The organism is Micromonospora sp. NPDC050980, assembly GCF_040653835.1.
GTDB lineage: Bacteria > Actinomycetota > Actinomycetes > Mycobacteriales > Micromonosporaceae > Micromonospora.
The window spans coordinates 257,376-272,702 of sequence record NZ_JBFAGS010000002.1; the positions used below are offsets into that span (position 1 = coordinate 257,376).

Consider the following 15,327-nt stretch of genomic DNA (forward strand, 5'->3'; position numbering starts at 1 on the left):
CCAGCGAGGAGCGTCCGCGTGAGTGTCGATGACAACCCGGTCTCCACCCGGGAGGCGTATCTGCTGCCCACGTCGTACGGGCAGCGCCGGCTCTGGTTCCTCGACCTGCTCGAACCGGGCAGCGCCGCGTCGTACACCGAGCACGGCGCCCTGCGGATCACCGGTGAGCTGGACGTCACCGCGCTGACCGGCGCGGTCGCGGCCATGGTGGCCCGGCACGAGACGCTGCGCACCGGCCTGGTGCTGGTCGACGGCGAACCGGTGCAGGCCGTCGCCACCGACCTGACCGTGCCGGTGGAACAGGTCGACGCCACCGGTCGGGTGCCCGCCGGCGCGGACACCCCGACGGTGCACGCCGCCCTCGCCGACGAGCTGCGGGAGCTGCTGCGGCAGCCGTTCGACCTGACCCGGCCGCCGCTGTTCCGGGTGGTGCTGTACCGCCTCGGCGTGGGTGACCACGTCCTGGTGGTCGCCTTCCACCACGCCGTCTACGACCAGTGGTCCGGCGCGGTCTTCGTCCGGGAGCTGCTGGCCTGCTACGACGCCGCGGTGGCCGGGACGGAACCGGAGCTGCCCGAGCTGCCCGTGCAGTACGGCGACTTCGCCGCGTGGCAGCGGGAGTGGGTCGGCGGCGACGAGGAGGCCGGCCAGCTCCGGTACTGGGCACAGCGGCTGGCCGGACTGCCGCCGCTGGAGCTACCCACCGACCGGTCCCGACCGGCCACCCAGACCTTCGCCGGGGCCACCGTCGACACCGTGCTCCCCGCCGAGCTGGTCGCCGGGCTGGACCGGCTCGGCCGCGCGCACCAGGCCACCCCCTTCATGACGGTGCTGACCGGTTTCGCCGCCGTCCTGGCCCGACACACCCGCCAGACCGACCTGGCCATCGGCACCCCGGTCGCCGGACGACGCGCCCCGGAGCTGGACCACCTGATCGGCTTCTTCGTCAACAACCTGGTGCTGCGCGTGGACGCCGACGGCGACCCCGGCTTCGCCGGCCTGCTCGACCGGGTCCGCGCCACCTGCCTCGACGCGTACGCCCACGCCGACGTGCCGTTCGAGCGGGTGGTGGAGCGGTTGCGTCCCGACCGGGACCTGGCTCGCAGCCCGCTGTTCCAGGTGATGTTCGTCTTCGGCAACGTGCCGCTGCCCGCGCTGACCGCCACCGGGATCACCGCCGAGCTGTTCCGCGTCGACCCGGGCACCGCCAAGTTCGACCTCTTCGTCACCTGCGTGCCCCGCGCCGACGGCGCGCTCACCGTCACCGTGGAGCACAACACCGCCCTGTTCGACCCGACCACCGCCCGGCGGCTGGTGACCCACCTGCGGCGGGTCCTCGACGCGGCCGTCGCCGACCCGGACCGGGCGCTGTCCGACCTGCCGCTGCTCACCGCCGCCGACCGGGCGCGGCTGGTGGAGTGGGGGAGCGGCCCCACCCGCGAGCTGCCGGCCGACACCCTGCCGGCCCTGGTCGCCGCGCGCGCCGCCGTCGACCCCGGCCGGGTCGCGGTCACCGGCCGTTCCGGCCGACTGGGGTACGCGGACCTGGTGGCCCGGGCCCAGCGGATCGCCGCCGCCCTGCACGCCGCCGGGGTACGCCCCGGACAACTCGTCGGCGTCGCCGTGGACCGCGACGTCGACCTGCCCGCCGCCCTGCTCGGCGTGCTCGGCTGCGGTGCGGCGTACCTGCCGGTGGACGTGGCGTTGCCGGCCGACCGGGTGCGCTTCGTGCTCGCCGACGGCGAGGCCGCGCTGGTGCTCGCCGACGCCACCACCGCCGACGCGCTGCCCGGCGACCTGCCGGCGCTGCGGGTCGACGGCGACCTGCCCGAGGCGGCCGGCTGGCCGGCGGTGCCCGGCCCGGACGACCTGGCGTACGTGCTGCACACCTCCGGGTCGACCGGCGTCCCGAAGGGCGTCGCGGTGCCGCACCGCGCGCTGGGCAACCTGCTGGCCACCCTCGCCGACCGGCCCGGCCTCGGCCCGGACTCCGTGCTGGCCGCGGTCACCACCCTCTCCTTCGACATCGCCGCCCTGGAGCTGTTCGGGCCGTTGACCGTGGGCGGCCGGGTGGACGTGGTGCCGCGTGTGGTCGCCGCCGACGGGTCCCGGCTGGCCGCCCACCTGGCCGAGGCCGGCGCGACAGCCGTGCAGGCCACCCCGACCACCTGGCGGCTGCTGCTGGCCGCCGGCTGGCGTCCCGGCCCGGACTTCGCGGTGTGGTGCGGCGGGGAGGCGTTCCCCGCGGACCTGGCCCACGCCCTGGCCGCCACCGGCGCGGCGGTGTGGAACCTGTACGGGCCGACGGAGACCACGGTCTGGTCGACCGCGCACCGGGTCGGCGGCGACGAGGACCCGGTGCCGCTGGGCGCTCCGGTGGCGAACACCGAGCTGTTGGTGGTCGACGACGCCGGCCGGCGGGTGCCGGTGGGGGTGCCGGGGGAGCTGTGGATCGGCGGCACGGGCGTGGCGGCCGGCTACTGGCGGCGCGACGAGCTGACCGCGCAGCGCTTCGTGGCGCATCCGGAGCGACCGGACGCGCGGGTGTACCGCACCGGCGACCTGGTGCGCTGGTGCGACGACGGCCGCCTGGAGTTCCTCGGCCGGCTCGACTTCCAGGTGAAGCTGCGCGGGCACCGGATCGAGCTGGGCGAGATCGAGTCGGTGCTGCGGGCCCACGACGGCGTCGGCGAGGCGGTGGTGGTGGTCCGCGAGGACGCCCCGGGCGACAAGCGGCTGGTGGCGTACCACGTCGGGGGCGCCGACGCCGACGCGCTGCGGGAGGTCTGCGTGGACCGGCTTCCCGGATATCTGGTGCCGGCGGCGTTCGTGGCGCTGCCCGCCCTGCCGCTCACCCCGAACGGCAAGGTCGACCGGCGGGCGCTGCCCGCTCCCGACCCGACCCGTCGGGCCGGCGCGTACGACCCGCCGCGGGGCGAGGCGGAGGAACGCCTCGCCGACGTCTTCGCCGACCTGCTGCGGCTGGACCGGGTCGGCCGGGACGACGACTTCTTCGCCCTCGGCGGGCACTCCCTGCTCGTCACCGCCCTGGTCGGCCGGATCGCCGCCGAGCTGGGCGTCGAGGTGCCCGTCCGGGCGGTCTTCGCCCAGCCCACCGTGGCCCGGCTCGCCGCCGTCCTCGGTCTCGGCGCACCGCCCGCCGCCGGGGATCTCACCCCCGCCGAGCGTCGCGCGGACGCCGACGGCCTGATCCGGCTGCCCGCCTCGTTCCAGCAGCGCCGGGTCTGGTTCCTCGCCCAGTTCGAACCGGACACCGCCGCCGCCTACCACCTGTACGGCGGGCTGCGGCTGCACGGCCGGCTCGACCGCGACGCGCTGCGCGCCGCCGTCGACCTCGTGGTCGGCCGGCACGAGACGCTGCGCACCGGGTTCGCCGCCGTGGACGGCGAACCCGTGCAGGTGATCCGTCCCGAGGTGCCCAGCCCGCTGTCCGAGGTGGACCTGACCGGGGCCGCCGACCGGGACAGCGCGCTGGCCGACCTGCTCGACGACGCCGCCCGCCGGCCGTTCGACCTGACCGAACCGCCGCTGCTGCGGGTCGTCCTGGCCACCCTCGGCGACGACGACGCGGCCCTGCTGGTCACTCTGCACCACGCCGTCGGCGACCGGCTCGCCGTGGAGGCGCTGACCGGTGAACTGTCGGCCGCGTACACCGCGTTGGCGGCCGGGACCCGGCCGGAGCTGCCCGACCTGCCGGTGCAGTACGGCGACTACGCCGCCGCCCAGCAGCGCTGGGCCGGCGGCCCGGCCGAGCGGCGGCAGCTCGACCACTGGCACCGGCAGCTCGCCGACCTGCCGGTGCTCGACCTGCCCACCGACCGGCCCCGCCCGGCGGTGCAGACCCACCGGGGCGCCACCTGCGACGCCGAACTCCCCGCCGACCTGGTCACCGGCCTCACCGCGCTGGCCGCCGAGCGGGGCGGCACCCTGTTCATGGCGCTGCTGGCCGGCTACGCGCTCACCCTGTCCCGCTACGCGCGCACCTCCGACGTGCCGGTCGGCTCACCGATCTCCGGCCGGTACCGCCCCGAGCTGGAGCCGCTGGTCGGCTACTTCACCAACAACCTGGTGCTGCGCGCCGACCTCACCGGCGACCTGACCGTCGGCGAGCTGCTCGACCGGGTCCGCGACACCTGCCTGGACGCGTACGCCAACGCCGACGTGCCGTTCGAGCGGCTGGTGCAGCGGCTGCGCCCGGACCGCGACCTCGCGCACTCGCCGCTGTTCCAGGTGATGTTCATCGCCGCCCCGCTGCCCGCGCCGTCGCTGCGCCTGGGCACGGTCACCGCCACCGCGTTGCGCGCCCCGGAGACCGCCGCCAAGTACGACCTCACCCTCACCGTCTTTCCCGCCGGGCCGGACACCACCGCGCAGCGGGTCGTCGCCGAGTACAACACCGACCTGTTCGACGCGGCCACCGTGAACCGGATGCTCGACCACTACCGGCTGGTCCTCGACGCCCTCGTCGCCGGCCCGGAGCGCCGGCTGGCCGACCTGCCCGCCCTGCCGGCCCGGGAGCGGGCCCGGCTCACCACCTGGGGCACCGGCGTCCGGCCGGCCGTGCCGCCGGCCAGCCTCGACCGGTACGTCACCGCCCGGTTCGCCGAGTTCGCCGACCGGATCGCGGTCGCCGACGAGGACACCACGCTCAGCTACGCCGAGCTGGACGTCCGCGCCCATCGGCTCGCCCACCACCTGCGGACGCTCGGGGTGACCCGGGGCGACCGGGTGGCCCTTTTCGCCGAGCGCGGCTGCGACGTGCTGGTCGCCCTGCTCGGCGCGCTCCGCGCCGGGGCCGCGTACGTGCCGGTGGACGTCGACTTCCCGGCCGAGCGGGTGGCGTTCATCCTCGCCGACTCCGGCGCGTCGGTGGTGCTCACCCAGGCCGGCCTGGTCGACCTGCTGCCCGAGCTGCCGGCGACGGTGGCGGTGGTGCGGCTGGACGCCGACCGGCCGGCGCTCGACGCCCAGCCCGCCGACCCGGTGCCGGACGGACCGGAGCCGGACGACCTGGCGTACCTGATCTACACCTCGGGCTCCACCGGCCGGCCGAAGGGCGTCGCGCTGCCGCACCGGCCGGTGGTGAACTTCCTGCTCAGCATGGCTGCGGCGCCCGGGATGGCCGCCGCGGACGTGGTCGGCGCGGCCAACACCATCTCCTGCGACATGCCGGTGCTGGACATGTATCTGCCGCTGCTGGTCGGCGCGCGGATCGAGATGATCCCGCACGCGACCGTCGTGGACGGTGAGCGGCTCGCCGACCGGCTGCGCGGCAGCGCGGTCACCTACCTCCAGGGGACGCCCACCACCTGGCGGCTGCTCCAGCAGGCCGGCTGGCGGCCTCCGGCCGGGTTCACCGCCCTGGCCGGCGCGGAGAAGGTCCCCGCCGACCTGGCGCACTGGCTGCACGGCGCCGGCGCCCGCGTCTGGCACCTGTACGGGCCGACCGAGACCACGGTCTGGTCGACGGCCTACCGGGTGACCGGCGGCGAGGACCCGCTGCCGCTGGGCGGGCCGGTGGCGAACACCGAACTGCTGGTGGTCGACGACGCGGGCCGGCGGGTGCCGGTGGGCGTGCCGGGGGAGCTGTGGATCGGCGGCGCCGGTGTCGCGGCCGGCTACTGGCGGCGAGAGGAGCTGACCGCGCAGCGTTTCGTGACCCACCCCGAGGTGCCCGGCTCCCGGGTGTACCGCACCGGTGACCTGGTGCGCTGGCGCGCCGACGGCCGGTTGGAGTTCCTCGGCCGGATCGACTTCCAGGTGAAGCTGCGCGGGCACCGGATCGAGCTGGGCGAGATCGAGTCGGTGCTGCGCGCGCACGACCGGGTACGCGACGCGGTGGTGGTGGTCCGCGAGGACACCCCCGGCGACCAGCGGCTCGTCGGCTACGCCGACCTGCACCACCCCGACGACACCGACCGCCCGGCACTCGTCGCGGCCCTGCACGCCGCCTGCCGGGAGCGGCTGCCCGACTACATGGTGCCGTCGGCGGTGACGCTGCTCGACGCGCTGCCGCTGACCGCCAACCGCAACAAGGTCGACCGGGCGAAACTGCCCGCCCCGGACGGGCTGCGCCCCGACGTCGGCGCGTACGACGCCCCCCGCGGGGACACCGAGGAAACCCTCGCCGGGATCTTCGCCGACGTGCTCGGGTTGGACCGGGTGGGCCGGGACGACGACTTCTTCGCCCTCGGCGGGCACTCCCTGCTCGCCACCCGGGTGGTCGCCCGGATCCGCGACGCCCTCGACGCCGACCTGCCCGTGCGGGCCGTCTTCGCCGCGCCCACCGTCGCCGGACTCGCCGCCGCCCTGCCGCCGCCCGCCGCGGCCCGCCCCGCCGACCCGGCCACCGGTGCGCCGGCCGGTGCCGGCGTGGGCGCCCCGCTGCCGCCGATCGCGGCGCAGTTCCGGATGCCGCAGGTCGGCGGCGAACTGGCCGGCCGGTATCTGCTGCCGGCCTCCTCCGGGCAGCGTCGACTGTGGTTCCTCGCCCAGCTCACCCCGGACGGGGCGGGCGCCTACACCGTGGACAGCGCGGTCCGGCTGGACGGGCCGCTGGACCCGGACGCCCTGCACGCCGCGCTGACCGCCGTGGCCGCCCGGCACGAGACGCTACGCACCTCGTTCCACGAGGCCGACGGCGAGCCGGTGCAGGTGATCGCCCCCACCGTGGACGTGCCCCTGAACCGGGTGGAGCTGACCGACCCGGCCGACCTCGACGGCACCCTGGCGGCGCTCTCCGGCCGACCGTTCGACCTGGGGACCGCGCCGCTGCTGCGGGCCACCCTGATCCGCCTCGCCGCCGACCGGCACGTCCTGCACCTGGCCGTGCACCACGCCGTCTGTGACCGCTGGTCGGTGCAGGCCCTCGCCCGTGACCTGGTCGCCGCGTACCGCGCCGACGGCGCCGCGCTGCCCGCCCTGCCGGTGCAGTACGGCGACTACGCCGCCTGGCAGCGGCAGTGGAGCGCGGGTCCGCACGCGGCGGCGCAGCTCGCCCACTGGCGGGACCGGCTGGCCGACCTGCCCACCCTGGAACTGCCCACCGACCGGCCCCGCCCGGCGGTCCGCGCCTGGCGCGGCGACCTGCGCTGGGACACCGTCCCCGCCGAGCTGGTCACCCGGATCACCGAGGCGGGTCGCCGCCGGTCGGCCACCGTGTTCATGGTCGGCCTCGCCGCCTGCCAGCTGATGCTGGCCCGCTACAGCGGCCAGCGGGACTTCGCGGTCGGCTCGCCGGTCGCCGGCCGGCCGCGCACCGAACTGGAACCGCTGGTCGGGTTCTTCGTCAACAACCTGGTGCTGCGCGCCGACCTGACCGGTGACCCGACCGTCGGGGAGCTGCTCGACCGGGTCCGCGCCACCTGCCTCGACGCGTACGCCCACGCCGACGTGCCGTTCGACCGCCTCGTCGACGAGCTGCGCCCGGTCCGCGACCGCGCCCAGACCCCGCTGTTCACTGTGCTCTTCGCGGTGCAGAACACCCCGGCCGCGACCCGGTCCATGGGCCCGGTCGACGTCACCCCGGTCGAGCTGCGCGCCGGCACCACCCAGTTCGACCTGTCGATCATGCTGGTGCCCGACCCGGACCGTGGCGACCTGCGGCTGCGCATCGAGTACGACACCGAGCTGTTCGACCCGACCACCGTGGACCGGATGGCCGCCCAGTTCCGGCTGCTCCTGGCCGAGCTGGCCGGTGACCCGGACCGCCGGATCGGCGACCTCGCCCCGCTCACCGCCGACGAGGAGCGCCTGCTGCTGCACGAGTGGGTGCGGCAGACCCCGCAACCGGACCGTCCCGGGCTCGTCGCCCGGTTCCGGGACCAGGCCGGACGTACCCCCGACGCGGTGGCCGTGGAGTGCGGCGACGCGCGTCTCACGTACGCCGAGCTGCTGGCCCGGGCCGACGGCCTGGCCACCCGGCTGCGCGCCGCCGGGGTGGCCCGGGGCGACCGGGTCGGCATCCACCTCGACCGCACCCTCGACCTGCCGGTGGCGGTGCTCGGCGTGCTCGCGGCCGGCGCCGCGTACGTGCCGCTCGACCCCGGCTGGCCGACCGACCGGATGGCCTACGTGCTCGCCGACGCGGCGGTGCGGGCGCTGGTGGCCGACCGGCCGCTGCCCGGCTTCGCCGGCCCCGTGCTGCCGCCGTCCGGCGACCCGGCGGAGCCGCTGCCCGACCCGGCCGCCGAACCGGACGAGGTGGCCTACCTGATCTACACCTCCGGCTCCACCGGCCGCCCCAAGGGCGTCATGGTGACCCACCGCAACGTGGTCCGCCTCGTCACCGGCGCGGCCACCCGCTTCCGGTTCACCGCCGACGACGTGTGGAGCCTGTTCCACTCGGTCGCCTTCGACGTGTCGGTCTTCGAGCTGTGGGGGGCCTGGCTCACCGGCGCCCGGGTGGCCGTCGTGCCCTACCTGGCCGGCCGGGAACCAACCGAGCTGCGCGCGCTGCTGGCCCGGCACCGGGTCACCGTGCTGAGCCAGACCCCCACCGCGTTCCGCCAGCTCGCCGCCGCCGACGCCGACGCACCGGACCGCCTCGACGCGCTGCGCTACGTGATCTTCGCCGGGGAGTCGCTCGACGTGCGCGCCCTGGCCGGCTGGCTCGACCGGTACGGCGACGACCGCCCCGAGCTGATCAACATGTACGGCACCACGGAGACCACGGTGCACGCCACGTTCCACCGGGTCCGGGCCACCGAACTCGCCGAGCCCGGCCACCACCGGGTCGGCCGGCCCCTGCCCGACCTGCGGATCGTGCTGCTCGACGCCGACCGGCGGCCGGTGCCGCTGGGCGCACCCGGCGAGGTGGCCGTCGGCGGTCCCGGAGTGTCGCTCGGCTACGCCGGCCGACCCGAGCTGACCGCCGAGCGCTTCGTCACCGGCCCGTACGCCGAGGGACCGCTCTACCGCACCGGTGACCTGGCCCGGTGGCTGCCCGACGGCACGCTCGACTTCCTCGGCCGCACCGACGCCCAGGTGAAGATCCGCGGCTTCCGGGTCGAACCCGGCGAGGTGGAGGCGGTGCTGCGCGAACACCCGGACGTCGCCGACGCGGTGGTGGTGGCCCGGCCCGGCCGGGCCGACGACACCGAACTCGCCGGCTACCTGGTGCCCCGCCCCGGCACCGACCCGACCCCGGCCGACCTGCGCGCGCACGCCCGCCGGCTGCTGCCGGAATACCTCGTGCCGGCCACCCTCACCCTGCTCGACACGCTGCCCCGCACCGCCAACGGCAAGCTCGACGTGCGGTCCCTGCCGCGCCCCCGGCGCGGCGCGGGCGACACCGGCCACGTCGCCGCACGGGACGAACTGGAGGCCACCCTCGCCGACCTCTGGCGGCAGGTCCTCGACGTCGACACCGTCGGCGTGCACGACAACTTCTTCGACCTCGGCGGGCACTCCCTGCTGGCCACCCGGGCGATGAGCCGCACCCGGGCCGCGCTCGGCGTCGACACCGGCGTCCGGGACCTCTTCGACCACCCCACCGTCGCCGGTCTGGCCGACCGGCTGCGCGGGCGGCGCGGCAGCGGCGTCGACGCTCCGATCCCGACCGTGCCCCGCACCGGGCCGTTGCCGGCCGCCCCGGCGCAGCGTCGGCTCTGGTTGCTGCACCAGCTCGACCCGGCCAGCGCCGCCGCGTACGTCATCGGCAGCGCGGTCCGGCTGACCGGGCCGCTGGACCCGGCGGCGCTGGCGGCGGCGTTCGCCGACGTGGTGGCCCGGCACGAGGCGTTGCGCACCAGCTTCGAGGTGGTGGACGGCGAACCCGTCCAACGGATCCACCCCGACCTGACCGTGCCGGTGGAGCGGGTCGACGTCCCCGACCCGGTGGCCCTGGCCGCGCTCACCCGGGACCGGCTCACCGCCGGCTTCGACCTCGCCGCGGCGCCGCTGGTGCGGGCCACCCTGGCCCGGGTCGCCGACGAGGAGCACCACCTGCTGCTCGCCGTGCACCACGCCGTCGGCGACCAGGCGTCCACCCAGGTCGTCGTCCGGGACCTGGTCGCCGCGTACCGGGCCCGGCTCGCCGGCACCGACCCCGACCTGCCGCCACTGGCGCTCGGGTACGCCGACGTGGCGGCCTGGCAGCACGACCGGCTGGCCCGCGGCGACCACGACGAGGACCTGACCTGGTGGACCGAACGGCTGGCCGGGCTGCCCGTGCTGGAGTTGCCGACGGACCGGACCCGCCCGGCCACCCGCGGCCACCGGGGCGGCCAGCGCGAGGCGGCGCTGCCGACCCGGGTGGTGGACCGGCTGACCGAGGTGGGCCGGCGGCACGACGCCACGCCGTTCATGGTGGCGCTCGCCGGCTACCAGTTGATGCTGGCCCGCTATGCCGGTCAGGCCGACTTCGGAATCGCCGTCCCGGTCGCCGGGCGGGACCGGCCGGAACTCGACGGGCTCGTCGGGTTCCTCGCCAACACGCTCGTGCTGCGCGCCGACCTGACCGGTGACCCCGGCATCGGGGAGCTGATCGGCCGGGTCCGCCAGACCTGCCTCGGCGCGTACGCCCACGCCGACGCCCCGTTCGACGTGCTGGTCGAGCGGCTGGGCCTGACCCGGGACCTGTCCCGCACCCCGGTCGCCCAGGCCGGGTTCGCCCTGGTCGAGCGGGTGGACGCCGCCGACCGCGAGTTCGCCGGGGTGCGCGCCGAGCCGCTGCCGTTCGACCCCGGCACCGCCAAGACCGACCTCACCGTCACGGTGGTCCCCGCCGACGACGGCGGCTGGCGGCTGCTCGGCGAGTACGACGCCGACCTGTTCACCCCGGCCACCGTGGACCGGATGCTGGCCCACCTGACCATGCTGCTCACCGCGTTCGCCGATGACCCGGACCGCCCGGTCGCCGCGCTGCCGGAGCTGCCCCCGCAGGAGGCCGCCCAACTGGAGCGGTGGGCGCACGGCCCGGCCCGGGAGTTGCCCGACACCACCTGGCCGCAACTGTTCGCCCGCCAGGTGGCCGAGGGTCCGGACCGCCCCGCCGTGCTCTTCGGCGACGAGACCGTCACGTACGCCGAGCTGAACGCCCGGGCCAACCGCCTCGCCCACCGGCTCGTCGCCGCCGGGGTCGGTGCCGACCAGCTGGTCGGTGTGCTCGCCGAACGGTCCGTGGAGATGGTCGTCGCGGTCCTCGCCGTGCTCAAGGCCGGCGGCGCCTACCTGCCGATCGACCCGGGCCTGCCCGCCGACCGGGTGGCGTTCATGATCTCCGACTCGGAGGCCCGGCTGTTGCTCACCCCGGCCGCGCTCGCCGACCGGGCCGCCGGCACCGACGCCACGGTCGTCGCGGTGGACGCACCGGACCTGGCCGACCTGCCCGAGGACGACCTGCCGAGCCGCAGCGGCCCCGACGACCTGGCCTACGTCATCTACACCTCCGGCTCCACCGGCACCCCCAAGGGCGTCGCGGTCACCCACCGGTCGGTGACGAACCTCTGGCTCACCCGCGACCTGGCCGGCCTGCACCCCGGCAGCCGGGTCCTCCAGTTCGCCCCGTTCAGCTTCGACGTCTCCGTCTTCGAGATGGTGCTCTCGCTGCTCGGCGGCGTGCCGCTGGTGGTGCCCGCCCCGCAGGACCTGGCCGGCGGCGTGGAGATCGTGGGGCTGATCAACCGGCAGCGGGTCACCTTCACCTTCATCCCGCCGTCCCTGCTGGCCCACCTCGCGCCGGAACACGTGCCGACCCTGGAGGTGCTCGGCTCCGGCGGTGAGGACTGCCCGGCCGAGGTCGCCGAGCGGTGGGGCGGCAAGAAACGCTTCCTGATCGGGTACGGCCCGACCGAGGCCACCGTCTACGCCACCGTCACCGACGAGATCGTCGGCGGCGGGCACCCTCCGATCGGCCGGCCGGTCGTCAACACCGTGGTCCGGGTGCTCGACGAGCGGCTGCGTCCCCGGCCGATCGGAGCGCCGGGGGAGTTGTACCTCGGCGGGCCCGGGCTGGCCCGGGGCTATCTGCACCGGCCGGAGCTGACCGAGGCGGCGTTCATCCGGCACCCGGTCACCTCCGAACGGCTCTACCGCACCGGCGACCTGGTCCGCTACCTGCCCGACGGCAACCTGGAGTTTCTCGGCCGCACCGACGACCAGGTCAAGCTGCGCGGCTTCCGGATCGAGCTGGGGGAGATCGCCGCCGCGCTGCGCGCCGCGCCCGGCGTCACCGAGGCGGTGGCGGTGGTCCGCGAGGACCGCCCCGGCGACAAGCGCCTGGTCGGCTACGTCGTCCCCGCCGACGCCGGTGCCGGCGACGAGCTGATCCGGGCCGCCCGGGAGGCGGTCGCCGCGCGGTTGCCGCAGTACATGGTGCCAGCCGCCGTGGTCGCGCTGCCCGCCCTGCCGCTCAACGCCAACGGCAAGGTCGACCGCCGGGCCCTGCCCGCCCCCGCCGGCGCCGGCGACGAGGACCGGTACGTCCCGCCGACCACCCCCACCGAGCGGCGGCTGACCCGGCTGGTCGCCGAGGCGCTCGGAGTGGACCGGGTCGGCCTGGACGACGACTTCTTCGCCCTCGGCGGGCACTCCCTGCTCGCCGCCCGCCTGCACGCCACCATCCGCCGGCTGTGGGGGGTGGACCTGCCGGTGCGGGTGCTCTTCGAACGCTCCCGGATCGGGTCGCTGGCGGACCTGCTCGACGAGCAGGGCAGCATCGACGTGGCCGCCGCCGAGGCCGAGCACGCCGCCGCGCTGCGCGCCGACGTGGTGCTGCCCGAGGACGTCCGGCCGGTCGGCGAGGTCCGCTGGACCGACCGGCCCGGCACCGTGCTGCTGACCGGGGCCACCGGGTTTCTCGGGGCTTATCTGGCCCGGCAGCTCGCCGAGGCCGGCGCCACGGTGCTCTGCCTGGTGCGGGGCCGCGACGAGGCGGACGCCCAGCGTCGGCTCACCGAACAGCTACGCCGCTACCGGTGCTGGCGGGACGAGTGGGCCGAACGGTTCCGGGCGATCCCCGGTGACCTCGCCGCGCCCCGGCTCGGCCTCACCCCGCAGCGGTTCGCCGCGCTGGCCCGGCAGGTGGACGCGATCTACCACTGCGGCGCGGTGGTGCACTTCCTGCGCCCGTACGCGGCGCTGCGCGCCGGCAACGTCACCGGCACGGTGGAGATCCTCCGACTGGCCACCCTGGACCGTCCCGTGCCGGTGCACTACGTCTCCACCATGTCGGTCTTCGGTGGGCTGGCCCGGCCCGGCGGTCCCGGCCCGGTCGACGCCTCCGGTGTGGTGTTGCGCGAGGACACCCTGCCCGACGACCCGCCGCCGGCCACCGACACCGGCTACAACCACAGCAAGTGGGTCGCCGAGCAGGTGGTGACGCTGGCCCGGGCCCGGGGCGTCCCGGTCGCGGTGTACCGGCCCGGCCGCATCGCCGGGGACACCCGCTCCGGCACCTGGCGCGGCGACGACCTGGTCTGCCAGGTGATCCGGGCCTGCGTGGCCACCGGGCAGGTGCCGGACACCGGGCTCGCCACCGACCTGGTGCCGGTCGACCACATCGCCGCCACCATCGCCGGCCTGGCCCGGCGCCGCGCCGCCCTCGGCCGCACCTTCCACTTCGCCCTGGCGGCGAAGGTGCCGCTGGTCCTCCTGGCCGACGCGCTCACCGAGCGGGGCTGGCCGGTGCGCCGCGTGCCGCTCGGGCGGTGGTACGACGCGGTCACCGCCGCCGCGCGGGCCGGCGACGACCAGCTCGGCCCGGTCCTGGCGATGTACGCGCCGCTGGCCGAGGGGCGGGTCACCGGCCCGGGTGAGCCGACGTTCGACGACCGGAACACCCGGGAGTTGATCGGCGCGCAGCTCCCGCCGCCCCGGATGGACACCGCCCTGCTGGGCCACTACCTGGACACGCTGGTCGCCGACGGCGTCCTTCCGCCGCCCCCGGGCGGCGGTCCGCACCACTCCGAGGAAGGGAGCACCGATGGTTCCGCGTAGGCCGATCGTCGTCGCCGGGGCGGGGGTGGGCGGCCTCACCACCGCCCTCGCCCTGGCCCGCCACGGGCTCCCCGTCGAGGTGTACGAGCGGCGCACCGCCGACGAGATCCGGAACGCCCCCGGCAGCGGTCTCACGCTGTGGAGCAACGCCTCGACCCCGTTGGGCTGGCTCGGCCTCGGCGACCGGCTGCTGGCCGCGTCGGACCGGGTGGTGGCCATCCACAACTTCGACTCCCGGGGCCGGCTGCGGTTCAAGATGTCCAGCCATCCGCATCTCTGGCCGGGGGCGTTGCCGTCCCTGTCGATCGGTCGGATGGACCTCGCCGAGATCCTGATGGAGGCAGTTCGACAGCGGGACGTCCAGGTCCACTACGGCCGCCCGGTCTCGGATCACGAGATCACCGGGGACGGGGTGCGCGTCCGCCTCGTCGACGGGGACACCGTCCTGGGCGCCGCCCTGGTCGGCGCGGACGGGGTCCGGTCGACGGTGCTGCGTGAACTGCGCGGCGAGGTACCCGGCGTCTACCTGGGTCGCACCACCTATCGGGGCGTCGTGCCGGGCACCGCCGGCCTGGTGCCGGAGATCCCGCAGCTCTTCCACGACGACGAGACCAGGATCGGCGGTGGGGTCTACCGCATCGGCGGGGACCGCAGCGCCTGGACCCTGTCGTGGAAGGCGCCGGCGGGGGAGCGCGAGGAGCCCGGCACGGAGCACGCCCACGCCGTGCGACTGGCGCGGCCGTTGCCGGCGCTGCTGCGGGACCGGGTCGCCGCCACCCCGGCGGAGGCCGTCATCCGCACCGACATCTGGTATCACGAGTGGCACGAGCAGTGGGGTGAGGGGCCGGTCACGCTGGTCGGCGACGCCGCCCACGCGATGCCGAACGACCTTGGGCAGGGCGCCTGCCAGGCGGTCGAGGACGCGGTGGTGCTGGCCGACGCCCTCGCCGCCGGTGACCTGTCCAGCCAGGCGGGGGTCGCCGCCGCCCTGCGCGTCTACGAGGGCCGCCGGTACGAACGGGTGAAATGGGTCCGGCAGCAGTCGGTCCAGGTCGCCACCGCGGCCGAGCCACGCAGCGCGGCGGCGCGCTGGGTGATGGGGCACCTGACCCGGGTCTATCTGGCGATGGCCGAAAAGAAGATGTGGCAGGAGATGCAGCGTCTGCCGGAGCTGACCGTCCACCCGGACGAGGTGGTGGGCTCGCGGTGAGCCGGCGGCGCACGGGGGTGGCCGACCGGGCACCCCGGCCGGGGGCGAGGGGTGCCCGCGGCCGGGGGTGCCCGGCCGGAGCGCCCGTTGGGAGTCGGCCGAGCCGGAGCGCCGTTGGCACGGTGAGGTGACCCCTGAGCTCACGACCGTTCGTCCGG

Annotated in this window: 2 protein-coding genes; both read left to right on the forward strand. The window is 76.2% G+C overall.

Annotation, left to right across the window (positions count from 1 at the left end; translation table 11 throughout):
* Positions 1-18 precede the first annotated feature (18 nt).
* Positions 19-13,959: an amino acid adenylation domain-containing protein gene (locus AB0H28_RS05100; RefSeq protein ID WP_358034430.1), complete on the forward strand. Its 13,941-nt coding sequence runs from the start codon at positions 19-21 to the stop codon at positions 13,957-13,959.
* Positions 13,946-15,169 (forward strand): NAD(P)/FAD-dependent oxidoreductase, encoded by a 1,224-nt coding sequence (locus AB0H28_RS05105; protein WP_358034432.1) that lies wholly within the window; start codon positions 13,946-13,948, stop codon positions 15,167-15,169. The genes AB0H28_RS05100 and AB0H28_RS05105 overlap by 14 nt, the downstream gene beginning before the upstream one ends.
* The last annotated feature ends 158 nt before the right edge of the window (positions 15,170-15,327 follow it).